19 protein-coding genes and 1 pseudogene are annotated in these 22,653 nt (G+C 70.7%); 7 read left to right on the top strand and 13 right to left on the bottom strand.

Annotated elements, in window-relative coordinates; all coding sequences use genetic code 11:
- Positions 1-93: 93 nt before the first annotated feature.
- The 5 genes from SYYSPA8_RS29640 to SYYSPA8_RS29660 form a co-directional block, all read right to left on the bottom strand.
- The gene (locus SYYSPA8_RS29640; RefSeq protein ID WP_323450452.1) at positions 94-732 is read right to left on the bottom strand and encodes a TIGR04282 family arsenosugar biosynthesis glycosyltransferase; all 639 of its coding nucleotides are present in this window, start codon (positions 730-732) and stop codon (positions 94-96) included.
- Positions 729-1,430 (bottom strand): glycosyltransferase family 2 protein, encoded by a 702-nt coding sequence (locus SYYSPA8_RS29645; RefSeq protein WP_323450453.1) that lies wholly within the window; start codon positions 1,428-1,430, stop codon positions 729-731. The genes SYYSPA8_RS29640 and SYYSPA8_RS29645 overlap by 4 nt, the downstream gene beginning before the upstream one ends.
- Positions 1,431-1,474: 44 nt before the next feature.
- Positions 1,475-2,575: an NAD-dependent epimerase/dehydratase family protein gene (locus SYYSPA8_RS29650; protein ID WP_323450454.1), complete on the bottom strand. Its 1,101-nt coding sequence runs from the start codon at positions 2,573-2,575 to the stop codon at positions 1,475-1,477.
- A gap of 210 nt (positions 2,576-2,785) precedes the next feature.
- Positions 2,786-3,904, bottom strand: coding sequence for a fatty acid desaturase family protein (locus tag SYYSPA8_RS29655; RefSeq protein ID WP_323450455.1), 1,119 nt, complete (start codon positions 3,902-3,904; stop codon positions 2,786-2,788).
- A 7-nt stretch (positions 3,905-3,911) separates the two neighbouring features.
- Positions 3,912-4,967: a ferredoxin reductase gene (locus SYYSPA8_RS29660; RefSeq protein WP_323450456.1), complete on the bottom strand. Its 1,056-nt coding sequence runs from the start codon at positions 4,965-4,967 to the stop codon at positions 3,912-3,914.
- A gap of 86 nt (positions 4,968-5,053) precedes the next feature.
- On the opposite strand from SYYSPA8_RS29660, the gene SYYSPA8_RS29665 reads away from it, so the two are divergent.
- Positions 5,054-6,193 (top strand): PucR family transcriptional regulator, encoded by a 1,140-nt coding sequence (locus SYYSPA8_RS29665; protein ID WP_323450457.1) that lies wholly within the window; start codon positions 5,054-5,056, stop codon positions 6,191-6,193.
- Between the two features lie 34 nt (positions 6,194-6,227).
- Here SYYSPA8_RS29665 and SYYSPA8_RS29670 read toward each other — a convergent pair whose 3' ends face one another.
- The 3 genes from SYYSPA8_RS29670 to SYYSPA8_RS29680 all read right to left on the bottom strand — a co-directional run bounded on the left by SYYSPA8_RS29670 (position 6,228) and on the right by SYYSPA8_RS29680 (position 9,413).
- Complete coding sequence (locus SYYSPA8_RS29670; RefSeq protein WP_323450458.1) at positions 6,228-7,325, bottom strand: endonuclease/exonuclease/phosphatase family protein; 1,098 nt, start codon at positions 7,323-7,325, stop codon at positions 6,228-6,230.
- 149 nt (positions 7,326-7,474) lie between these two features.
- Positions 7,475-8,797, bottom strand: coding sequence for an MFS transporter (locus SYYSPA8_RS29675; RefSeq protein WP_323450459.1), 1,323 nt, complete (start codon positions 8,795-8,797; stop codon positions 7,475-7,477).
- Between the two features lie 31 nt (positions 8,798-8,828).
- Positions 8,829-9,413, bottom strand: coding sequence for an isochorismatase family cysteine hydrolase (locus SYYSPA8_RS29680; RefSeq protein WP_323450460.1), 585 nt, complete (start codon positions 9,411-9,413; stop codon positions 8,829-8,831).
- A gap of 267 nt (positions 9,414-9,680) precedes the next feature.
- On the opposite strand from SYYSPA8_RS29680, the pseudogene SYYSPA8_RS29685 reads away from it, so the two are divergent.
- Positions 9,681-10,208 (top strand): annotated as a pseudogene (locus SYYSPA8_RS29685) (FAD/NAD(P)-binding protein); the annotation flags it as partial.
- A 1,301-nt stretch (positions 10,209-11,509) separates the two neighbouring features.
- Here the strand turns inward: SYYSPA8_RS29685 and SYYSPA8_RS29690 are convergent.
- The 3 genes from SYYSPA8_RS29690 to leuC are packed head-to-tail and all read right to left on the bottom strand — an operon-like array spanning position 11,510 to position 14,606.
- On the bottom strand, positions 11,510-12,532 hold the full coding sequence (locus SYYSPA8_RS29690; RefSeq protein WP_323450461.1) for a LysR family transcriptional regulator: 1,023 nt from the start codon (positions 12,530-12,532) through the stop codon (positions 11,510-11,512).
- Positions 12,533-12,569: 37 nt separating this feature from the next.
- Positions 12,570-13,160: a 3-isopropylmalate dehydratase small subunit gene (gene leuD / locus SYYSPA8_RS29695; protein WP_323450462.1), complete on the bottom strand. Its 591-nt coding sequence runs from the start codon at positions 13,158-13,160 to the stop codon at positions 12,570-12,572.
- Between the two features lie 45 nt (positions 13,161-13,205).
- Entirely contained in the window at positions 13,206-14,606 is a 1,401-nt protein-coding gene (gene leuC, locus SYYSPA8_RS29700) for a 3-isopropylmalate dehydratase large subunit (protein ID WP_323450463.1), read from the bottom strand.
- Positions 14,607-14,838: 232 nt separating this feature from the next.
- On the opposite strand from leuC, the gene SYYSPA8_RS29705 reads away from it, so the two are divergent.
- Complete coding sequence (locus SYYSPA8_RS29705; protein ID WP_323450464.1) at positions 14,839-15,570, top strand: response regulator transcription factor; 732 nt, start codon at positions 14,839-14,841, stop codon at positions 15,568-15,570.
- 171 nt (positions 15,571-15,741) lie between these two features.
- Here the strand turns inward: SYYSPA8_RS29705 and SYYSPA8_RS29710 are convergent, their stop codons facing one another.
- The gene (locus SYYSPA8_RS29710; RefSeq protein WP_323450465.1) at positions 15,742-16,749 is read right to left on the bottom strand and encodes a TauD/TfdA family dioxygenase; all 1,008 of its coding nucleotides are present in this window, start codon (positions 16,747-16,749) and stop codon (positions 15,742-15,744) included.
- A 285-nt stretch (positions 16,750-17,034) separates the two neighbouring features.
- Here SYYSPA8_RS29710 and SYYSPA8_RS29715 point away from each other — a divergent pair, with 285 nt between their 5' ends.
- The 4 genes from SYYSPA8_RS29715 (at position 17,035) to SYYSPA8_RS29730 (ending at position 21,912) form a co-directional block, all read left to right on the top strand.
- Positions 17,035-18,672, top strand: coding sequence for an FAD-binding oxidoreductase (locus tag SYYSPA8_RS29715; RefSeq protein ID WP_323450466.1), 1,638 nt, complete (start codon positions 17,035-17,037; stop codon positions 18,670-18,672).
- Between the two features lie 52 nt (positions 18,673-18,724).
- Positions 18,725-19,384 carry an NAD(P)-dependent oxidoreductase gene (locus SYYSPA8_RS29720; protein ID WP_323450467.1) on the top strand — a complete coding sequence of 220 codons (660 nt, stop codon included), beginning with the start codon at positions 18,725-18,727 and terminating at the stop codon, positions 19,382-19,384.
- Between the two features lie 76 nt (positions 19,385-19,460).
- Positions 19,461-20,696, top strand: a complete 1,236-nt coding sequence (locus SYYSPA8_RS29725; RefSeq protein WP_323450468.1) for a pyridoxal phosphate-dependent aminotransferase — start codon at positions 19,461-19,463, stop codon at positions 20,694-20,696.
- A 28-nt stretch (positions 20,697-20,724) separates the two neighbouring features.
- Positions 20,725-21,912: a LeuA family protein gene (locus tag SYYSPA8_RS29730; RefSeq protein WP_323450469.1), complete on the top strand. Its 1,188-nt coding sequence runs from the start codon at positions 20,725-20,727 to the stop codon at positions 21,910-21,912.
- Between the two features lie 145 nt (positions 21,913-22,057).
- Here the strand turns inward: SYYSPA8_RS29730 and SYYSPA8_RS29735 are convergent, their stop codons facing one another.
- On the bottom strand, positions 22,058-22,531 hold the full coding sequence (locus tag SYYSPA8_RS29735; RefSeq protein ID WP_323450470.1) for a MarR family winged helix-turn-helix transcriptional regulator: 474 nt from the start codon (positions 22,529-22,531) through the stop codon (positions 22,058-22,060).
- Positions 22,532-22,653: the final 122 nt, after the last annotated feature.

A 22,653-nucleotide genomic window follows, 5' to 3' on the forward strand; every position in this document is an offset into this window, starting at 1 on the left:
CGCACAGGAGGGGATCTCCGTCGGCCGGACCCGGCTCCCGGGCCGCCGCCGGTGGTAGCCACGGCGGTACGCTTCCGGCGGCCCGGGTCCCGCTCACCGGGCGTCACCTCCGCCGAGCGGCAGACGGGCCAGGGCCTTGGCGAAGCGGGTGTGCGGCGCCTCGGTGGCCACCGCGAGCGCGTCCTGTGCCGTGTCGACATCCCGAAGCACCGGCAGATCACGCACGGTGAGTCCGGCGTCGACGAGCCGCTTTCGCTGGAGCGCGCCCGTGTCCGGCCGGGACATCGGTACTCCGCGCACCAGCTCGGGCTCCGGTACGGCGAACCCCAGCGCCCAGAATCCGCCGTCCACCGCCGGCCCGAACCACGCGTCACAGGCGCGCCAGGCGTCCCTGGCGAGAACCGGGGCGAGCAGAGCGGGAGTGACCTGCGGGGTGTCCATACCGATCAGTACGGCCGGTCCGGCACAGAGCGCGAAAGCGGCGGCCAGCCGGACGTCCAGCGACCCGGCGCACTGCGCCACCACCTCGAAACCACGGGGGAGCCACCTGCCGGGCGCCCCGTCGAGGACGAGGACCCGGCGCCGTACGGGGGCATCCGCCACCGCGGCCAGCGAGTCGGCGAGAGCCGCTTCGGCGAGCAGCGCTGCCTGACCAGGGGAGTAGGGCGGGGTGAGCCTGGTCTTCGCCCGGCCCGGCACAGGTGCCTTGGCGATCACCAGGAGCGTGGTCACGGGACGTTCCGGCGGTCGGGGACCGGCGTTCGCGGGGCGAGCACCGCCCGCATGTCCCGTACCGCCTGCCAGGTACCCCGCCAGGTGCCGGTGACCTTCGACCTGCCCGCTCTGGGGAGATAGGGCACATCCGTCTCCCACACCCGCCAGCCCGCGTCCGCGGCGAGGACCACCATCTCCAGCGGATAGCCACTGCGCCGGTCGGTCAGCCCGAGTCCGAGCAGGGCTTCCCGGCGTGCGGCGCGCATGGGCCCGAGATCGCGCAGCCGGAGCCCCGTACGGCTTCGCACCATCCGGGAGAGGGCGAGATTTCCCACCCGGGCGTGCAGGGGCCAGACGCCCGGGCCGGTCGGGCGCCGCCGCCCGAGCGCCAGCTCGGCCCGCCCGAGTACCACCTCGCGTACCAGCGTGGGCAGCAGCCCCGGATCGAGGGAGGCGTCGCAGTCGCAGAAGCAGACGATGTCGGCGGTGGCCGCCCGGAGCCCCGTATGGCAGGCGGCGCCGAAACCCCGCCGGGGCTCGTGCACCACGGTCGCGCCATGGGCTCCGGCGATGTCCGCGGAACCGTCCGACGAACCGTTGTCGACCACGATGGCCCGCCAGTGCGGCGGGATACGCGCCAGCACCCAGGGCAGCGCGGCTGCTTCGTTCAGACAGGGGAGGACGACATCCACCGCCGCGGGGCCGGGCTCGGGCACTCGCCCACACTAAAGAACCGCCAGGGGGATTCCCGGCATTGTGGCTACGAGTCCCGCCGTGTCCCGCTGCCCGGTGTCCCGCTGCCCCGCGTTCCGCTGCCCGGCGTCCGAAGGCCGCTGTGCGCGAACTCCGTCATCCCGTCGGTGAACCCGACCCGCGCCCGCCACCCCAGCTCGTCGGTCAGCCTGCGCGAGGAGGCCGTGATGTGCCGGACGTCGCCCAGCCGGAACTCTCCGGTGACCACCGGCTCGGGGCCACCGTGGGCACGGGCCAGGGCGCGCGCCATCTCCCCGACGGTGTGCGGCTCCCCGCTGCCGGTGTTGAAGACGGCGAGGGCCCCCGGCTCCCGGCCGGACAGGGCCTCCAGCGCGACCGCGCCCGCGGCGGCCACATCCCGGACATGGACGAAGTCGCGTCGCTGCCCGCCGTCCTCGAAGACCCGCGGTGCCTCACCCCGGGCCAGCGCCGAACGGAAGAACGACGCCACCCCCGCGTACGGAGTGTCGCGGGGCATCCCCGGCCCGTACACATTGTGATACCTGAGGGAGACGGACCGCCCCCCGGTCGCCCGCGCCCACGCGGCGGCCAGATGTTCCTGGGCCAGCTTCGTCGTGGCGTACACACTGCGCGGATCGGCGGGCGCGTCCTCGCCCACCAGCCCGGGGGCCAGGTCCGCGCCGCACTTCGGGCAGCGGGGTTCGAAGCGGCCCGCCTCCAGGTCCGCCGCCGCGCGCGGACCGGGCCGGACCCACCCGTGCCGGGGGCAGTCGTACCGCCCCTCCCCGTACACCACCATCGATCCGGCCAGCACCAGATCGTGGACGCCCGCCTCGGCCATCGCCGCCAACAGCACAGCCGTTCCCAGGTCGTTGCAGCCGACATAGTCCGGTGCGTCGGCGAATGCCGTGCCCAGCCCCACCATGGCCGCCTGATGACTCACCGCGTCGACCCCGCGCAACGCCCCGGCCACCGCGCTCCGGTCCCGCACATCCGCATGGACCAGCTCCGCGCCCGCCGCCGGGGATGTTCCGTGCGCCGACGGCAACAGGGCATCCAGCACCACCGTCTCGTGACCACGGGCGGTCAGCGCCGCCACGAGGTGCGAGCCGATGAAACCCGCGCCTCCGGTGACCAGTACACGCATACGGAGGACTCTAAGCCGCGGGCATGCCGGCGTATCGCAGGCGGCACGGTGTCCGTGCGGCCGTGATCCCCGGGCGCACCGGTCGGCGGACAGGGGAGTACCCGCGGGTGGAACCGGGCGGCACCCGCGTGGTCGCCCGACCCGGCGGTGGCATCGGCCAGGGGGATGCCCCGCCCGGCCGAACCACCACCGCCCGTTCCGGGCCCCTGATCAGGCCCCGACCAGCTCCTGCTTGCGGCCCGGCGTCCTGGCCTTGGGCTTCCTGTTGGGCAGCGAGAGCCGGAAGACCTTGCGCCACGCCGAGAACACCTGCTTGGGCAGTGGCCCGGTGACGTACTCCAGCTCGTACTTGTCGAAGAGCGCGCGCACCTTCACCGCGACCTCGGCGTACCGGTTGCTCGGCAGGTCCGGGAACAGGTGGTGCTCGATCTGGTGCGACAGGTTGCCGGTCATGAAGTGCATCGCCTTGCTGCCGCTGATGTTCGCCGAGCCCATCATCTGGCGCAGGTACCACTGGCCGCGCGTCTCGCCCTTGATCGACCGGCGCTCGAAGACCCGCACGCCCTCGGGGAAGTGCCCGCACATGATGACCGAGTGTGTCCAGAGGTTGCGGATCAGGTTCGCGGTGAACGTGGCGGCGAGCGTGGTGAGGAACGACGGCCCCGACAGCAGCGGGTGGATCACGTAGTCCTTGAGCACCTGCTTGCGGATCTTGCGGCCCACGGCCCTGGCCCGCGCGCGGAACTCCGGGTTCTTGCGGCGGCGCTTGTGCAGGTTCTTGCCGAGTTCCAGGTCGTACGCCGCGATGCCGTACTCGAAGAAGCAGGCGTTGAGGAAGTTCCACAGCGGCTGGCCGAGGTGGAACGGGTGCCACCGCTGGTCCTCGTCGACGCGCATGATGCCGTAGCCGAGGTCGTTGTCCTTGCCGATCACGTTGGTGTACGTGTGGTGCAGCTCGTTGTGCGAGTGCTTCCACTGATCGGCCGGCGAGACGTGATCCCACTCCCAGGTGGTGGAGTGGATCTTCGGGTCCCGCATCCAGTCCCACTGGCCGTGCAGGACGTTGTGGCCGATCTCCATATTGTCCATGATCTTCGCCACGGACAGACCGGCGGTGCCGATCAGCCACGCGGGCGGGAAGATCGAGAACAGCAGCACACCCCGGCTGGCCAGCTCCAGCTTGCGCTGCACCGAGATGACCCTACGGATGTACGCGGCGTCCTTCTCGCCACGGTCGGCGATCACCTCGTCGCGGATCGCGTCCAGCTCGCGGCCGAGTTCCTCGATCTGCTCCGCGGTCAGGTGGGCGGTGGGGTCGATGGCGGTCAAGGTGTTCCTACCGTTCGATCTCGCAGGGGCCCGCCGCGGCGGACACGCAGGTCTGGATGAGGACGCCCGGCTCGGCCTCGGTGATCTCGCCGGTGCGCAGGTCGCGGACGGCGCCCGCCGTGAGCGGCGTCACGCAGCCGAAGCAGATGCCCATGCGGCACCCGGAGGGCATGAGCACGCCGGCCTCCTCGCCGACGTCCAGCAGTGGCGTGGCGCCGTCCGCGTCGGCGGTCCTGCCGGTGGTGGTGAACGTGACCTCGCCACCGTCACCGGCGACGGCGATGGCGGGGCGGAAGCGTTCGGTGTGCAGGCGCTCCGGTACGCCGTGCCCGGCCCAGTGCTCCTCGGCGGCGTCGAGCAGGCCCGTGGGCCCGCAGGCCCAGGTCTCGCGCTCGGTCCAGTCGGGCACGAGGTCGCCGAGTCGGGCGATGTCGAGCTTGCCGTCCGTGTCGGTGTGCACCTCGGTGAGACGCAGCTTCCCGTCCGCGACCAGGTCGTGCAGATCCTCGCGGAAGATCACGTCCTGCGGCCGCGGCGCGCAATGGACCATGACGACGTCGTCGAACCCGGTGTCGCGCAGCATGCCCATGACCGGCGTGATGCCGCTGCCGGCCGTCAGGTAGAGCACCTTGGCGGGCTTTGCCTCGGGCAGTACGAAGTCACCGGTCGCCTGGTCGAGCTGGATCAGCGTGCCCGGCTTCGCCCTGCGGACCAGGTGGTTGCTGACCTTGCCGTCCGGGATCGCCTTCACGGTGATCGTGACGCGGCCGTCCTGGCGGTTCGTCGGCGAGGTGATCGAGTAGGCACGCCACAGGCGCACCCCGTCGACGTCGATCCCGATCCGCACGTACTGACCGGCCGTGTGGCCGCGCCAGCCCCGTCCCGGCCTGATCACGACGGTCGCGGCGTCATCCGTCTCGGGATGCACGGCCTCGATGCGCCCCCGCAGGTCGGCGCCCGCGCGCAGCGGACTGACCAGGTCGAGGTAGTCCGACGGCAGCAGCGGCGTCGTGACCATCTCCAGCAGTTTCCACGCCCTACTGCGGAGGGCTGCACTCGTCATGGCTCCAGCTTGATACGCCTCAGGGCGTAAAGTCCTACCCGCAGGATGTGAATCTGATCGGCATAATTGTTCGCAGGGAATAAATCATGGGGCATGCGATCCGGAGGGCCACCGAGCTGGCCCTGGATGAGACGACGCTCACCGCGCTGCGGGCCGAGCTGGTGGGCACGGCCGACGAGGTCGTCCAGGCGATCATCGACGAGGTCCCTCCCTACGCCAACGCTCTCTCGGGCCGCATGGGTGCCACCATCCGCCGGGCCGTCCGCACCGCCCTGGGGCACTACCTCGACCGCGCGAGCGGCAACGCCACGGGCGGCGACGGCGGTGACGCGGCCTACGAGCTGGGCCGCGGCGAGGTGCGCGACGGCCGCTCGATGGACGCCCTGCTCAGCGCCTACCGTGTCGGCGCCCGCGTGGCCTGGCGATGCCTGGCGGCGGGTGCCGTGCCTGCGGGTCTGCCCGCCGCCGAGGTCGCCAAGTTCGCCGAGCTGACCTTCGCCTACATCGACGAACTCTCCGCCGCGAGTGCCGCGGGCCACGCCGACGAACTGGCCGCCCGGGGCCGGGCCCACGAACTCCACCTGGAACACCTCGCCCACGACCTCCTCGCCGGCGCGAGCCCGGACGTGCTGCTGGCCTCCGCTCAGCGGGCCGGGTGGCAGCCTCCGGTCTCGCTGACCGCGGTCCTGCTGCCCGCCGCCCAGGCCCGGCCCGCCTACCGCGCCCTCGACCCGGCCACCCTCGTCCTCGACGATCTGCCGGACGCCACCGGTGTGCTGTTCGTCCCCGATGCCGACCGGCCACATCTCCTGAGCCGGCTGACCGACCGCGCCGCCGTGGTCGGCCCGGCCCGGCCGTGGACGCGGGCGTCCGCCTCGTACGCACGAGCCGTCCGCGCGCGCTCCCTCTCGGCCGATGTCCGCGACACCGAGGACCACCTGCCCGAGCTGGTGCTCAGTGCCGACGCGGACGCGTTCGCGGATCTGCGGGCCCGGGCTCTCGCACCGCTGCGGACCGTGCCTGTCGCGACGGCGCAGCGGCTGGAGGAGACCTTGCGGGCGTGGCTGCTGCACCAGGGCAGACGGGACGAGGTGGCGGCGGCGCTGTTCGTCCACCCCCAGACGGTCCGGTACCGGATGGCGCAGCTGCGGGAGCTGTTCCCGGATCTCGCGTCGCCGCACCGGGTCCTCGAACTGACCCTGGCGGTCGGCCTTCGGGCCGGCTGACGCGTACGCGGGCCGTCCACGACCGTCTCCCCGCTCAGCGCGTGGTCAGCCGGAAGGTGCTGAGCACGGCCTTGTGGTCGGTCGGCCAGGTCCAGGTGGGCTCCCAGAACCGCTCCCTGCGCGACTCCGCCACCCGCTCGCTGCGCACGATGCTGCTCGCCGGTCCGACGATCACGCTGTCGAGCAGCCGGATCCGCCGGTCCGGGTGGTAGAAGACGAAGTCGATCCGGTCCCGCTCGTCGGCCTTCGGCGCCCAGGTGAGCCGGCCGACCTCGGCGCCCGGGTTGTCGCTCGGCCAGGTGAAGCCCGGCCTGCGGACGGGGTCCGGGTGGATCACGCGATAGCTGTCGCGGAAGCCGGCGTCCTCGATCGCCTTCGTCGTCGCCCACGGGACAACGGCGCCGTGGTGGTCGAAGAGGTTGCGGGTCCGGTGGTTCCAGTCCCGGTGGGAGGGCTCGTTGAAGTCACCGGCCAGCAGCGTCAGCCGGCCCCTGGCCCGCTCCTTCGCGGCGTCCGCGAGCACCGTCCTCGTCGCCTTCGTGCGTCCCGAGGCCGCGTTGAGCCGCGTGATCAGACCGACGTCGGTGATCGGACCGGCCGGGATCTCGCCCCAGCCGTACTCGGAGGTCTCCAGGGGCGAGGGCGTGCCGCCGCCGTAGCCGCGCGGCAGGTAGTTGACGTAGTAGCGGTACTCCAGGTGCCCGGAGTAGGCCGCGACCTCGGTGCCGTCGACCGAGACGACCGCCTTTGACCAGGACGGGAACGACGCGTGCTCGACGATCGGGTAGCGCGAGATCACCGCGGGGTCGACCGGGTTCCGGTTGTCGAAGTAGGTCAGTCCGCGCTCGGCGAGATCGGCCAGGAGATCGGCCACCCGCTGCGGGTTCGACTCGCTGAGCATCACCACATCCGGCTCGACCGCGGCGATGGTGTCGGCGATACCCGCCCGGCCGCCCGGCACCCGGCTGCCGCCGAGCCAGATGTTGAACTGCATGACCTTGAGCGTTCGGCGCGAGGGCCCGCGGTGCTTCTGCCCGTCCCGCGGGGCGGCCTCGGCCGTGCCCGTGGCCAGCACTCCCGCTCCGACGGTCGCGCCGACCATCCCCAGCAGCTCGCGACGCCTGACCATCATTGACCTCCACTGATTGCCTGTGTCCAGGGCCCGGTCACGGTTCGACACGGCCCGGGACAGACTGTCGAGGCCTCCCGTGTATGGGACATGAACCAAGGCGCAACGTCCGATGTTGAATGATCAACAGCGTTGCGTGCCGGCGGCGGAGGTCAGGCCGCGTGCGGCTCAGGGGGCGGGCCGGGGCGGTTCACCGTGACCCAGGCCAGCCCCAGGAGCGCCGCCAGGCAGATCACGGCCGCGGCGGCGACGAAGGCCACCGTGGTGCGGTGCAGGCCCCAGATCTCGGAGACCGTCCCGGCCGCGACGGCGGGCACGGTCATCGACAGGTAGACCACCACATAGACCGCGGCCAGCAGCTCACTGCGCCGGGCCGGATCCGCCAGTGCGGCCAGCGCCCGGAAGGCGCCGAGGAAGGCCGTGCCCCAGCCGAACCCGAGCGCCGCGGTACCGAGGAAGAACACCACCGCCTGACCCGTCGTCAGCGCGGTATGGACCAGACCCAGCCCCGCCAGCAGCGAGACCAGGCCGATCACCGCCGTACGTGGCGCCGGGAGCCTGCCCAGAGCGATCTGGCCGACGGTGGCGATACCGGCGAAGAGCGCGACCGTCAGCCCGCCGGCCAGCAGACCACCGCTGTCCAGGATCTCGATCGCCAGCGAGGGGCCGAGCGAGAGATAGAGCCCGCAGACCGACCAGACCGCGATCATGGTCAGCGAGAGCAGGGCGAAGGGCCCGCGGGCGGCGGCGGGGACGGACACCCGCGAGGGGCGGACGCGCAGACCCTTCGTCCGTCCCGGCACGGTCTCCCGCATCACCAGGACGCCCAGGAAGGCCAGCACGAAGGCGGCCAGCAGCAGCGCGTACGTCAGCACGGTCGGCGCCGGCGCGAACTGGACGAGCAGCCCCGCGACGAGGGCGCCGACCGCGATGCCGCCGGTCGGGCCCGCGCTGTTGAGCAGCGTGCCGCGGAACGGCTTCGCGGGCGGCGCCAGCTCGATCAGGGCGGCGCTGGTGGCGCCGGTGGCCAGCCCGACCGCGAGGCCCTGGACCGCCCGCGCGGCCAGCAGCCAGCCGACACTCCGGGCGCCGATGAACAGCGCCATGGAGGCCACCTCGCCGATCAGCGCGGCGAGCAGCACCCTGCGCCGCCCCAGCGTGTCCGACAACGACCCGAAGAGCAGCAGCGCGATCAGCACCGCCACCGCGTAGATGCCGAAGACGACCGTCAGCATCGTGGCGGAGAAGTCCCACCGCTGCTGGTAGAGCACATACATGGGCGAAGGCGCCGACGAGGAGAGCAGCAGCACGATCAGGATCGCGCCGACCAGCCGGAACGACTGGTCGCGGGAGAGCCGCCGCGGCCGGCTGCCCGGGCCGGGCCCGGGGTGCGCCGGCGCACCCCGCCGGGCCGGCGGTGGTGCGGGCGGGAGCCGTGCGGGGCTCTCGGGCCCGGTGGTCCGGTCCTGGCTCATCTCTGCAACCCCGTCCCTCTGCGTTCCGTGGTCAGGCCGGCAGGGCGCGCGCGACCGAGGACACCGTGGCGGTACGGGCGATCACCTTCAGGGCGGCGTCGTGCGCCTCCTGGCTGTCCGTCGCGGTGGCGTCCTCAAGGACCTCGACGTGGTAGTCGCGGTCGTGGCCGTCGCGGGCGGTCGAGAGGATGACCAGATCCGTGGTGACGCCCGTCAGCAGCAGGGTGTTGACCCCGAGATTGCGCAGCAGGACATCGAGATGCGTGCCGAAGAACGGGCTGACACGCCGCTTCTCCACGATCGGCTCGCCGTCGGCCGGCCTCAGGCTGTCGTGGATCCGGGTGCCCCAGGTGCCCAGCACGAGCCGGTCGCCGTCGCGCGCGGAGGCGAAGAGCTCCGAGCCCGCGGGCCAGTCGGCGTACCCGGGTGAGAATCCGACGACCACATGGATGACGGGGATACCGGCGGCCCGGGCGCGGCTGATCGCGGTGGCGGCCCGTTCGAGGACCCCGCGTTCGGCCACTTGTTCGCAGTATCCGTCGGCCGCGTACTTGCCGTCCGGGTGGACGATTTCATTTATCAGGTCGAGTACGAGAAGTACCGGACGGCGTTCCATTGTGAAGTCCCCCCTGGACCGTCGACGTGCTTGATATTCCTGACGATTGCACAGCCTAGCCCGACGCCGCACCGTCGTGCACGGAAATCAGCGAAACCCAATGGACGCATGAGCAGAATTCATGCATTCCATGAACCGATCGGCGTTGAACACCGACAGGGGGCGATCTAGCCTCGGTGGAGAGTTTTTGCATTTCCTTCACGTGCGGGAATTCGGATCGTCCTGGCGTGAAGTCGGCCGACCAAGGGGGACAGAGTGGGGAACAACATGGCCGGGGGGATACCGGACGCGTCCGGTGCGCACCGCGTCGCAGTCGTCGGAAGCGGTCCGCGCGGTCTGAGCGTGGTGGAGCGCCTCGCCGCCCGGCTGGCCGCCGAACCACGGGACGGACTCCGGCCGGTGGAGATCTTCCTGATCGACCCGGTCGAGGTCGGCTGCGGCCGCATATGGCGCAGCGACCAGCCCGAGTGGTTCATGATGAACACCGTCGCCGACGAGATCTCGGCCTTCTCCGGGATCCCGGACGACGGGCCGCACCGGGCCGGCGCCGGACCCTCCTTCGGGGAGTGGTGGCGGGCCACCGACCCCGACCACCCCGGCCCCAACAGCTATGCGCCGCGCGCTGTCTACGGCCGCTACATGCGCTACGTCCTGAGTGCGGCACGGGATGGACTCCCGGCCGGCGTGCGCCTGCACGAGGTGCGTCTGTCGGTCGAGGACCTGGTGCCCACCGGCGGCGGCTACCGGCTGCGCCTCTCGGACGGATCGCGGCTCTTCGCCGACAGGGTGGTCCTCACCACCGGCCACGCCAGGCCCGGACCGTCGGGGGAGCAGCGCGAACTCGCCGAGTTCGCGGCCGCCCACCCCCGGCTGCGTCACCTCCGGGGCGACTCGGCCGCCGACATGCCGCTCTGTGACGTCCCGGCCGGATCCGCGGTCGGCGTCCTCGGCCTCGGCCTGGCCTTCTACGACGTCATGGCGGCGTTCACCATCGGCCGCGGCGGCAGCTTCAAGGAGGGGGGCGACGGGCGGCTGGTCTATGTGCCGAGCGGGCGCGAGCCGGTACTGGTGGCGGGCTCCCGCAGCGGCATGCCGCTGCCCGCGCGGGGCCGTAACCAGAAATCGGCCACCAACCCCTACCGCCCTGTCCTGTTCACCGCGGAGCGCGTCCGGCACGGGCGCGCGGCCGGCCCCGTCGACTTCCGGGCCGACGTCATGCCCTGGCTGCGGGCCGAGATGAGCCTGGTGTACTACGCCGCGCACATCCGCCACCGCTCCGGCGCCCGGGCGGCCGAGGCGTTCACCGCCGAACTGGCCCTCCCGGTCGGGGCGCCGCTGCCCGACGTCGCGGCCGTCGCCGGGCGCCACGGCGCGGGCGATCTGCCGCCGCTCGACCTCGACCGGCTGGCCAGGCCCTTCGCCGGCCGCAGCTACCCCGACCACGCGGCCTTCGAGAGCGAACTCCTCGCGGTGATCCGCCGCGACCTGGAGGAGGCCGCGAAGGGCAATGTCGGCTCACCGCTCAAGGCGGCGCTCGACGTCCTGCGCGACACCCGCTGGGTGATCCGCGCGTTCGTGGACTACGGCGGGCTCGACCCGCGCTCCCACCGCGATGACTTCCTCGGGTGGTACGTCCCCAGGAGCGCCTTCCTGGCGGCCGGGCCGCCGCCGGTCAGGCTGGAGCAGACGGCCGCCCTGATCGCGTCGGGAGTGCTGCGGATCGTCGGCCCGGGCACCCGCTTCGTCCCGGATCCGGCCAGTGGCCGGTTTGTCGCGCACTCGCCGCAGATCGCGGGATCGCGTGTCACCGTGGACACCGTTCTCGATGCCCGGATCCCCACCCCCGACGTGCGCCGGGATCCGTCCCCGCTGACGCGGCGGCTGCGGGAGCGGGGCATCTGGACCAGTTACGTCAACGGTTTCGGCGAGGAGGCGTTCGACACCGGCGGGGTGGCGGTCACCGCCTCGCCGTACCACCCGATCGGCAGCGACGGGACGGCCGACACCGGACTGTACGTCCTCGGCATTCCCACCGAGCACACCCGCTGGTTCATGCAGGCGGGCAGCAGCCGGCCGGGGATCTGGAGCGACTTCGTCTACGACGCCGACGCCATCGCCGGGGACGCGCTGATCCGGCGGACCGGGCCCGATGCCGAACCCGGTGCCGTGCCCGGTGCCGAGCCCGAGGGCGAGCGGCCGGCACCGCGCAGGCCGGGCTCCCCCTGCGCCCTGGGCATCTGAGAGGCGCTGTCGCGGGCCAGCGCCCGGGCCATGGAGACAAAGGTCTCGACGGCCGGGGCGCGGCGGGCGGCCCTCCTGATGCCGATGCCGAGACGGCGGGAGAGCGCCGGTGCGAAGGGGACGATCCGCAGCTGCGGGTGGGGCGGCACGGACGGCAGCGCGAGGGCCGGCACCACGGTGACCCCATGGCCCTCGGCGACCATGGACAGCAGCGCGTTGATGCCCTGGGCGTGGAAGCCGATGCGGGGCTCACGGCCGACGAGTTCCAAGGCGGTACGCAGCATCGGCTCCACGCCGCCGACGGGCATGACGAAGGTCTCGTCGGCCAGCTCCTCGACGGCGATGCCCCCGCGGCCGGCCAGGGCGTGGTCCGGCGGGAGCACGGCGTACATCTCGTCCCGCAGCAGTGGCACGGTGTCGAGGTGCTCCTTCGGCAGGTTCACGATGCCGACGTCGATCGTGTAGCCGCCGAGCCACTCGGCGATCTCCTGGTCCGTTCCTTCGCGCAGCACGATCCTGATGTCGGGGAGCGCGCCGCGGAATTCGGTGAGCAGCCGGGGCAGGAGGCTGGTGGCGAAGCTCTGGCTGGTGCCGATCCGCAGGGTGCCGGAGCGTCGGTCGCGCGCGGCGTCGGCCTCCTGGCGTATCAATTCCCTGCCGAGCACGATCGCGCGGGCATGGGTGAGGATGCGCTGCCCGACATCGGTGAATTCGACCCCGCTGCGGCTGCGTTTCATCAGGGCGACCCCCAGGTCCTTCTCCAGACCCGATATCGCATGGCTCACCGCCGACTGGCTGACCGACAGGGCTTTCGCCGCATGGGTGAAACTGCCGGTGTCGGCGATGGCGACAAAGGCGGCGCACTGGGCGAGGTTCATGGTCCGCTCCTTCCGTTCGTGGGCGCCGCCGGGGAATTCAGCGGGTGACCGGGAGGGCGGGCCGGCGGCCGTGCTCGTACGCGGCGATGTCGTCCGCGTACGCGTCGAGCGTCGTGGAGATCGGGTCGCGTCCGGTGAGCAGCCGCTCCCGGGCGTCCGGGTCGAGCGCGAAGGGCTCCACGAGATCGCCGCAGCGCACCTGGAGCGCTTCGAGGTCGACGGTGATCTCGGTGAAGGGGTCCTGCTCGGTCAGCTCCCACAGCCGCTCGACCACGGCGGCCGGCAGGGTGACCGTGAGCAGGCCGCGCATCAGGGAGTTGCCGCGGAAGATGTCGCCGAACCGGGGGGCGATGACGACCTTGAAGCCGAAGCGCTGGAGGGCCCAGACCGCGGACTCGCGTGAGGAGCCGGTGGCGAAGTCGTTCCCGGCGACCAGCACCGTCGAGCCCTGGTACTGCGGCAGGTTCAGCGGGAAGTGCGGGTCGTCGCGCCAGTCCGCGAACAGCGCGTTGGCGTGGCCCTGCCAGCTGAAGTAGGGAACGAAGCGGGCCGGGATGATCTGGTCGGTATCGACATTGCTGCGGCGCAGCGGCATCACCGTACCGGTGTGCACGGTCAACTGGTCCATGGGGGCTCCTCGGCTCTTCCTCACACTCATGCGCTCGTGCGCGCCTTACAGATCGGCCGGGGCGGCGAGCCGGCCGGCGACGGCGGTGGCGGCGGCGACCGCGGGGGAGACGATGTGGGTACGGGAGCCCTTGCCCTGCCGGCCCTCGAAGTTGCGGTTGCTGGTGGAGGCGGCGCGCTGGCCCGGGCGGAGCCGGTCCTCGTTGAGCGCGGCACACATCGAACAGCCCGCGGCCGGCCGGAAGTCGGCCCCCGCCTGCGCGAACACCTGGTCCAGGCCCTCCTCGACGGCCTGCCGCCGCACCGGCGCCGAGCCGGGGACGATCATCATATGGAGGCCGTCGGCGACCTTGCGCCCCTCCAGCACGGCGGCCGCGGCGCGCAGGTCCTCGATCCGGCCGTTGGTGCAGGAGCCGACGAAGACGACATCGATGGGCAGATCGCGCATCGCGGTGCCCGGGACGAGGCCCATGTAGGCCAGCGCCCGTTCGGCGGAGCCGCGTTCCTGGGAGTCGGCGAAGTCCGCGGGCGACGGGACCACACCGTCCAGCGGGATGCTCTGCCCCGGGTTGTTGCCCCAGGAGACATAGGGGGTGAGCGCGCCGGCGTCGATGACGACCTCCTTGTCGTACACCGCGTCCGCGTCGCTGCGCAGGGTGGTCCAGTACGCGACCTCCGCGTCCCAGTCGGCGCCCCGCGGCATTCCGGGGCGGGTCCTGAGATACGCGAAGGTGGTCTCGTCCGGGGCTATGAGCCCGGCGCGTGAGCCCGCCTCGACCGACATGTTGCACAGGGTCATCCGGCCCTCCATCGAGAGGCCGGTGACGGCCGCACCCCGGTACTCGATGATGTGGCCCACGCCGCCGCCGGTACCGATCCTGGCGATGATCGCGAGGACCAGGTCCTTCGCCGTGACGCCGGGCGGCAGTGCGCCGGTGACGGTGACGGCCATGTCCTTGGGCCGGGTCATCGACAGGGTCTGGGTGGCCAGGACGTGTTCGACCTGTTTGGTGCCGATGCCGAAGGCGATCGCTCCGAAGGCGCCGAGCGTGGTGGTGTGGGAGTCGCAGCAGACCACGGTCATACCCGGCCGTACCAGGCCCAGTTCGGGGCCGATGACATGCACGATGCCCTGGCCGGCGGAGCCCAGCCGGTGCAGCGGGATGCCGAACTCGTCGCAGTTGGCGCGCATCAGGGTGGTCTGGCGGCGGCCGGCCGGGTCCTGGATGACCTTGTCGATGGCGACCGTGGGCGTGTTGTGGTCCTCGGTGCCCACCGTGAGGTCGGGCCTGCGGACGGTGCGTCCGGCGGCCCGCAGGTCGTCGAAGGCCTGCGGGGTGTTCACCTCATGCAGGAGATGCATGTCGATGTACAGCAGATCGTCGCCGGCCCTGCTCCGGCGTACGACATGGGCATCCCACGTCTTCCGTGCCAAAGTCGATCCCATGGAACACGCAACTCCCCGTGAAAAATTATCATCTGGTCTTCATGCCGAAAAGGAAAGGCGCCGGTAAGGATGGATCCGGGTCTCCCGGGATCGGCGCGACAGCGGCCATCGCGGGTGCAACTCGCCACGCGTGCGCGTCAGTGATATGGCGTAATACAACCGGTCCCGCGTGTCGCGCCGAGGGAGTTGACAGGAAGCCTGTAGGATCCCGGACATAACGGGGGGAGCTATCATGGAGACACGCAAATTCGAGGACGACTGGCTGACCAACGGGAGTGCCGCAGAACCGGAAGTTCGCATTCTGCTCGCTGACCAAGATCCGATTTCCCGGCATGTGCTCGGCAGGGTGGTGCGTCGTGCCGAGCAACTCCGACTCGTCGTGAGTGTGGACGTCCGCCAGCCCCTGCGGGACTGGCGGCTGAACCAGGTCGATGTCGCGGTCCTCGGGGTGGGCCACAACTGCGATCCCGTCGACACGATCCGCGAGCTGGTCGCCGGCGGGATCCGGGTCCTTCTCATCGGTGTCGGCTGGACGCGGGGGAAACTCGACGCCGCCTTCCAGGCCGGCGCGATGGGCTGCCTGCTGAAGGACGCCCGGATCAGCGGGCTGGCCGCAGCGGCCCGAGCGGTCGCTTCCGGCCATACTGTCCTCTCCCCCGAACTGCATGAGCTCTACCGCTCCCCCTCCGAACGCCGCCGCGGCGTGCCACCCTCCCCGGACCGGCCCGGCGGTGGGGAATCCACGCAGCGGCTGCTGAGCACGCTCACCGACCGGGAGCGCGAAGTGCTCGCGCTGCTGACCGACGGACTGTCCACCTCCGAGGCGGCGGCCCGCCTCCATGTCTCAGCGGCGACGATCAAGAGCCATGTCTCGCACACCCTCACCAAGCTGGGCGTACGTAACCGGCTGGAGGCCGTCCTGCTGATGCAGGGCGCACCCGTGCCCGTGGCGCAGCAGTCCTGATCGGCACCGGTACGGGCATCGACACCGGCACCCGCACCGGTATCGGAAACGGCACCGGCACCCGCACCGGCGTCGGAAACGGCACCCGCACCGCCATCGGCACCCGGGATCAGCACGCCGGCCGTGTCTCCCGGGCGCCGGTCGGACCGGTCGGACCGGCCGGGCACGGCCCTAATCGCCCACCCGGCCGCGGACGCCGTCGATCCACCGGTCGGCGTGCTGCTCCGCGTTCGCCTCGTTGCGGAACGCGTACGTCTTGAGCAGCCAGCGCGAGCGCGCCCGCGCGGGGTCGTTGACCTCCACCTTGTCCCGGCTGTGCAGACCGTCCTGGTTGGCGAAGGAGAACAGGTCGCCGGTGAGGATCCGGTGCCGCTTCTTCTCGGCCCGCACCAGGGCGTTCTTCAGCGCGATCAGGGCGTCCTTGGCCTCCGGCGGGCTGTCGGGGGCCACGGAGGTGTGGGTGTCCAGGTAGCGGATGCTGTGCTCGCGCTCCAGGATCGGATGCGCCTCGGACACCGTCAGGCTCTTGTTGTTGTCCCGTGAGAAGACGTCGAACGGCGTGATGAAGTACGGCTTGCGCAGGATCTCCCGCTCCTCGGCCGTCAAGTGCTCCAGCAGCCGGCGGCCCTCGACGAACCCGGTGTAGATGAAGTCGCCGTCGGGGCAGCGCATCCCCACCAGCGTGATGAAGTCGGCGCGTACCGGGTGCGCGGTGCGGTCGTTGTGGAAGACCAGTTCGCCGTCGCTGAACCCGGTCTGCTTGCCGCTGTAGCGGTTGATCGCGACGACATCCGTGAAGAAGTCCCCGTTGAACCGGGTGTCGTACGCGAGCAGCGGCGTACCGGCGAGTTGCGCGAACAGTTCGAGCAGGGCCTCGCCGACGAAGGTCTTCTTCTTCGCGTACTTGTCCGCCAGCGGGTCGTCGTGGTCCAGGACCGGGACGACCGGGTCGATGGGGCAGTTGCGCAGCACGTGGGCGTCCGACCTGCCGGCCTCGCGCTCGGCGCGGATCCCGGCGACGGCCCGGGTGAAGAACGCCGGGACGGCCCCGCGGTCCACCAGGTCGGCCACCGAACGGGAGAAGGACGGGTAGTCCTCGTAGGGGCTCTTGGTCACCGAGGCGAGCGCCGCAGCCAGCTCGTCGCGCTCGGCGTCGGTGAGTTCACAGAAAGGCTGCATGACGTGCTTCTCCCCAATGCAGTGGTCGTCATTACCCGGACCATTCTGTGGTCATGCCACCGGGTCGGGTCATCGGCCGGGAGATGAATAAATCAGCGCCGTCTCCACCTTTGGTGGAGTCTTCGACCCCCGAAGGTGGAGGCCTCCTTCCACCCTGTTCAGTGGGTGTAGACAGCTTTATTGATTTCCCCGGCATTTCTTGACAGTGCGCCGCGGCCATTGCTTTCATCCATTCCTACGGGATGCATTCCGGGAATTCCGAACAGAGAGGGTGCAGGTGCAGTCGTGGGCACGTTGAACAGGCGGACCGACCTCAGGGACACCGCGACGGGGGACGTCGACGGAACCGTGATCAGCACAAAGAGGCACCCCTCGGGGGGCAACAGGGCAACCACCATCCTGCCCGGCGACGACCGGTACCAGGAGCTGACCGTCGGCCACAACACCCGGTGGGTCGGTACACCCGACACCATCAAGGTGGTGCACACCACCGGCCAGGTCGTCCAGGCGGTCCAGGAAGCGGTCAACGCGGACAAGCGCATCGCGGTACGCGGCGGCGGGCACTGCTACGCCGACTTCGTCTTCAACCCCGAGGTGCAGACGCTCATCGACATGACGCAGCTGGACGAGGTCTTCTACGACCCGGCCCGCAAGTCCTTCGTGGTGGAGGCGGGTTCCACCCTGCTCCACGCCTACCAGGCCCTCTACCGGGGCTGGGGCGTCGCACTCCCCGGCGGCCTGTGCTACTCGGTGGGCATGGGCGGCCATATCGCCGGCGGCGGCTTCGGGCTGCTGTCGCGCCAGTACGGCATCACCGTCGACCACCTGTACGCGGTCGAGATCGTCACCGTGAACCGTCACGGTAGGGCCGTCACCCTCGTGGCCAGCTGCGAGAAGAGGGACCCCCACCGCGAGCTGTGGTGGGCGCACACCGGCGGCGGCGGTGGCAACTTCGGTGTCGTCACGCGCTACTTCTTCCGTACCCCCGGCGCCACCGGCCCGGACCCGGCCGATCAGCTGATGCGCCCGCCGAAGGACGTCTATCTGAGCGCGGTGGCACTTCCCTGGGCCGATTTCGACCAGGAGAAATTCACTGCCCTGGTGACCCATTACGGTGACTGGCACGAGCGCAACAGCAGCGTCGAATCACCGAGCCACGCGCTGACCAGCCTGCTGGTGATGAACCACAGGTCCGACGGTGTCATCGGCATCATCACCCAGCTCGACGCGTCCGTCCCGGACGCCGAACAGCTGATCGAGGACTACCTCGCGGAGATCACCTCCACCTGCGGGGTCACGACCCGGCCGCTGGACCGGGCGGTCGGTGAGCACGGTCCGCTGCCGGCGTTCTTCACCCCGCGCAAGCTGCCCTGGCTCACCTCGGTCCGGCTGCTCGGCACGAACAACCCGGAGCTGACCAACCCGACCCTGCGCTCGGCCAACAAGTCCGCGTACCACCGCAAGGGCTTCACCGTCGCCCAGGCGGAGTCGCTCTACCACCACCTGACCCGCACCGACTTCACCAACACCGTCGCCAATGTGATGCTCTTCGGCTACGGCTCAAAGGTCAACATGGTGCCCGAGGACGCCTCGGCCTGCGCCCAGCGCGACTCCATCTTCAAGGCGCTGTACTCCACCCAGTGGTCGACCGCGGCGGGGGACGCGCAGAACTCCGCCTGGCTGCGGGAGATGTACACCGACGTCTACGCCGGGAGCGGCGGCTATCCGGTGCCCAACGCGGCGACCGACGGCTGCTATGTGAACTACCCCGACGTCGACATCAGGGACCCCGAACAGAACACGTCCGGTGTGCCCTGGTCGACGCTCTACTACAAGAACCACTACCCGCGCCTTCAGCAGGTCAAGAAGAAGTACGACCCGAAGAACGTGTTCCGGCATTCGCAGTCCATCGAACTGCCGTAGCCCGGAACCGCAGTTGCCATACGCCCACCACAGTGAGGAAATCAGAATCCCCATGTCCAAGAACATTGCCTTCTTCGGTGCCAGCGGTACGTTCGGCTCGCGCATCCTCACCGAGGCGCTGAACCGCGGCTACCAGGTCACCGCGGCTGTGGTGGACTCCACCGGCCTGGGCGTCTCCCACCCCAACCTGACCGTCACCACCGGTGATGTGCTGGACCCGCAGTCGGTCGCCAAGATCGCCGCGGGCCGGGACGCCGTCGTGTCCGCCGTCGGTGGCGGCTACACCGACGGCAAGGCGCACGCCGCCTTCGTCCGCAAGGCCGCCGAGTCCCTGGTGACGGGGTTGCGGCTGCTCGGCGCCGGCGCCCCCCGCTTCATCTCGATCGGTGGCGCCGGATCGCTGAACACCCCCGACGGCCGGAAGGTCTGGGACACCGAGGGGCTGCCCGAGCTGGTCACCCAGGTCATGCACGGCCAGGGCGAGGCGCTCGACTACCTGCGCACGGTCACCGACGTGAAGTGGACCCACTTCTCGCCGGCCGCCCTGATCGAGCCGGGCGAGCGCACGGGCAACTACCGCCTCGGCCTGGACGACCTCGTCATCGGCGCGGACGGCAACAGCCGCATCAGCGCCGAGGACTACGCGGTCGCCTTTGTCGACGAGCTGGACGAGCCGAAGCACATCCAGAAGCGCTTCACCGTCGGTTACTGAGCCACCCGGCTCACCGCAACCGGCTCAGCGTAGGCGGACCGTCGCGTGAGAGCAGATCACCAGAGGGGATCTTCCAGTGAAGAGCCGTACCGCGTCCCGATTCTCGCATCTTGAGAGGTCGGCCACCATCGCCCTGCTGGACGAGGTCCAGAGACTGCGGGCCCAGGGCCTCAAGGTCCTCGACCTCAACGGTGGAGAGCCGGACTTCGCGACCGCGGAGCACATCGCGGCCGAAGCCGGCACGGCGCTGCACGAAGGCTTCACCCACTACACCCCGAGCCGTGGTCTGCTCTCACTGCGCGAGGCCATCAGCGAGAAGCTGCGACAGGACAACGGGCTGCACACGCACCCCGCGACCGACATCATCGTCACCCCGTCCGCCAAACACGCCCTGTACATCTCCCTGCTGGCGGTCCTCGACCCGGGGGACGAGGTCATCGTCCCCACCCCCGGCTGGGTGAGCTACACCTCCATGGCCCATCTCGCGGGCGCCCGCCCGGTCCCGGCCGTGCTGAGCGCGGCCAACGGATTCCGGATCACCCGGGAACTCCTCGAAAGCAGGGTCTCGGAGCGCAGCAAGGCCATCGTGGTCAACACCCCGAACAATCCGACCGGCCGCGTACTGTCCCGCGAGGAGGCGACGGCCGTCGCCGAATTCGCCATCGCGCACGACCTGTTCATCATCGCCGACGAGATCTACGAGAAGATCCGGTACGACGGCCGTGAACACATCAGCCCGGGCGCTCTCCCCGGCTGCGCCGAGCGGACCCTCACGGTCAACGGATTCTCCAAGGGGTACGCCATGACCGGCTGGCGGCTCGGCTATGTCGCCGGCCCGGCGGAGGTCATCGGCCAGCTGCTGAAGGTCCAGGAGCACACGGTCGGCTGCGCCGGATCCTTCGTCCAGCGCGGCGGGGTGGCGGCGCTGACCGGCCCACAGGACTTTGTCCAGGACATGGTCGACGAGTACGCGGCGCGCCGCGAGCTGATCGTCGGCGGACTGAACTCGCTTCCCGGCGTGGTGTGCGCAGCGCCTGAGGGAGCCTTCTACGCCTTCGCCGACATCCGGGGAACCGGGATCGGGTCCAGCGCGGAATTCGCCGCCTGGGCACTGCGCGAGGCGGGCGTGGCACTGACCCCCGGATCGGCCTTCGGCCGGGGCGGAGAAGGCCATGTCCGCCTCTCCTTCGCCACGTCGCGGACCGTCATCGACGAAGCGGTCGGCCGTCTGTCGTCGGCCCTGGCTGTCCGCGAAGGCGCCACCGGGACCGTTCGGGAAGGAGACATCGACAGCACCACAGGATCAACGTAAAACGCTGAGCAATTCCATGGGGGAAAGAATGTCAGAACAGCGTGCCACTCGACGCATATCCCTATTCGACACCACCCTTCGCGACGGTGAACAGGCCCCCGCGAACGCGATGAACCCGGAACAGAAACTCGATCTCGCCCTGCGGATCGAGGCGCTCGGGGTGGATTCCGTCGAGGCGGGCTTCCCGGCCTCGTCGCCGAGCGACGTCGAAGCCACCAAGCTCATCTCCAAGGAACTCTCGAAGGCCCGGTTCGCCACGTTCTCCCGGACCGTGCGCCGGGACGTGGAGATCGCGGTCGAGGCCGGCGGTACGGTGAACCACGAGGTCCAGATGGTCGCCACCGGCAGCGATCTGCACCTGGAGTACAAGCGCGGCATCACCCGCGAACAGTCGGTCGCCGAGGTCGTCGACACCGTGGGCTTCACCCGGTCGCTCGGCATCGAGCACATCTCCGTCGGGATCGAGGACGCCACCCGCAGCGACGACGCCTTCCTCCAGGCGCTCACCGAGAGCGCGGTGGAAGCGGGCGCCACCTGCATCATCATCGCCGACACCTCGGGCTGCGCCACCCCGGAGGAGTTCGGCACGCTCATGGGCAAGATCCGCCGCTGGGCTCCGGCCCCCATCCGGCTGTCCACCCACTGCCACGACGACTTCGGGCTGTCCCTCGCCAACGCCCTCGCGGGCATCGCGGCCGGAGCCGACGAAGTCCAGGCGACTCTGGGCGGCATCGGCGAGCGCGCGGGCAACACGGCGCTGGAGGAGCTGGCCGGCGTGATCGCGTACAAGCAGGACCACCTCGGGGTGCACACGGACATCGACCTCGGGGCCATGTACGACGCGTACACGGCACTGCGCCGGATCATCCGCCTGGAGCAGCCGCGCAACAAGGCGATCTTCGGCACCTACGCCTTCGGCACCACCGCGGGCATCCACCAGCAGGGCATCCTCGCCAACCCCGCCACGTACGAGTATGTGGAGCCCTCCCGGTTCGGCCGCGAACGCTCGCTGCTGATCGGGCGGCACTCCGGCCGGGCCGTCCTGCGCCATCTGCTCCAGCAGCTGGGTGTCGAGGTCGACGACGAGCGGCTGAACGATCTCTACCGCGTGCACATCGCCGAGCGGGTCGGCGGCGACTGCGAGGACCTCGCCATCGTCAGGGAGCGCCTGGCCGAGGAGCTGGGACTCGTCCCCGCGGCGGCCGCGTCGGTCTGACGCCGTCCGCGGCACGCACCGCTGCCCGGGGTCATCGCCCTCGTACAGGACCGGAAGGGGATCGGTCGGTGCGGGGGCGATGGCCTGGGTGAGTCTGCCCCGTATCCGTATCCGTATCCGTATCCGTATACGTTCCCGTTTGCGTTCAGCCCGGCCTCTTGGCCGTCGTGCTCTGGGCCCGCGCCACCTGCCCGAGGGCCTCCTTGAAGGCGGCGTACGCCTCCTCGCCCAGGGCCGTCGCGTGCCGTTCCTCGATCGCGCGCATGATGGCGGCGGCCGTCTCCATCTGGAGCAGACCGCGTTCGGTGGGGCGTACCAGCTTGGCGCGGCGGTCGGCGGGGTCGGGGACCCGTTCGACATAGCCGAGGCGTTCCAGGTCGTCGACGAGGGTGCCGACGACCTGTTTGTGCTGGCCGGACAGGCGGGCCAGGTCGCTGGCGCGGACGCCCTCGGGGCGCAGATGGGCCAGGACGGCTCCCGAGCGCGGCAGGATGTCGTCGAAGCCCTGCTCGGCGAGCGTGGCGAACAGCTCGCGCTGGACGGAGAACAGGACCCGGGCGGCGAGCACCCCCAAGTCCGGTCCCGGTTCCGCCTGCCGGCCGCCGGTCGATGCGCCCACGCCGTCCTGCCCTCTTCCGCCGTGTCCCCACCGCCCCACGCGGGGCGGTCCGACCGGCGAGTTTAGCCGCCCGGCCGCTCCGTGCGCGGTGGTGCTCCAACTCCCGCTTGCCATACGGGCAA

Origin of the sequence: Streptomyces yaizuensis (genome assembly GCF_034961445.1) — a bacterium.
GTDB lineage: Bacteria > Actinomycetota > Actinomycetes > Streptomycetales > Streptomycetaceae > Streptomyces > Streptomyces yaizuensis.

What these genes read in the sequence shown, in the direction of transcription:
- SYYSPA8_RS29650 (WP_323450454.1), bottom strand. Translation starts at nt 2,575, where the DNA reads ATGCGTGTACTGGTCACCGGAGGCGCGGGTTTCATCGGCTCGCACCTC.
- SYYSPA8_RS29730 (WP_323450469.1), top strand. Translation starts at nt 20,725, where the DNA reads ATGTCAGAACAGCGTGCCACTCGACGCATATCCCTATTCGACACCACC.
- SYYSPA8_RS29720 (WP_323450467.1), top strand. Translation starts at nt 18,725, where the DNA reads ATGTCCAAGAACATTGCCTTCTTCGGTGCCAGCGGTACGTTCGGCTCG.
- SYYSPA8_RS29705 (WP_323450464.1), top strand. Translation starts at nt 14,839, where the DNA reads ATGGAGACACGCAAATTCGAGGACGACTGGCTGACCAACGGGAGTGCC.
- SYYSPA8_RS29665 (WP_323450457.1), top strand. Translation starts at nt 5,054, where the DNA reads ATGGGGCATGCGATCCGGAGGGCCACCGAGCTGGCCCTGGATGAGACG.
- SYYSPA8_RS29680 (WP_323450460.1), bottom strand. Translation starts at nt 9,413, where the DNA reads ATGGAACGCCGTCCGGTACTTCTCGTACTCGACCTGATAAATGAAATC.
- SYYSPA8_RS29690 (WP_323450461.1), bottom strand. Translation starts at nt 12,532, where the DNA reads ATGAACCTCGCCCAGTGCGCCGCCTTTGTCGCCATCGCCGACACCGGC.
- SYYSPA8_RS29660 (WP_323450456.1), bottom strand. Translation starts at nt 4,967, where the DNA reads ATGACGAGTGCAGCCCTCCGCAGTAGGGCGTGGAAACTGCTGGAGATG.
- SYYSPA8_RS29710 (WP_323450465.1), bottom strand. Translation starts at nt 16,749, where the DNA reads ATGCAGCCTTTCTGTGAACTCACCGACGCCGAGCGCGACGAGCTGGCT.
- leuC (WP_323450463.1), bottom strand. Translation starts at nt 14,606, where the DNA reads ATGGGATCGACTTTGGCACGGAAGACGTGGGATGCCCATGTCGTACGC.
- SYYSPA8_RS29670 (WP_323450458.1), bottom strand. Translation starts at nt 7,325, where the DNA reads ATGATGGTCAGGCGTCGCGAGCTGCTGGGGATGGTCGGCGCGACCGTC.
- SYYSPA8_RS29675 (WP_323450459.1), bottom strand. Translation starts at nt 8,797, where the DNA reads ATGAGCCAGGACCGGACCACCGGGCCCGAGAGCCCCGCACGGCTCCCG.
- leuD (WP_323450462.1), bottom strand. Translation starts at nt 13,160, where the DNA reads ATGGACCAGTTGACCGTGCACACCGGTACGGTGATGCCGCTGCGCCGC.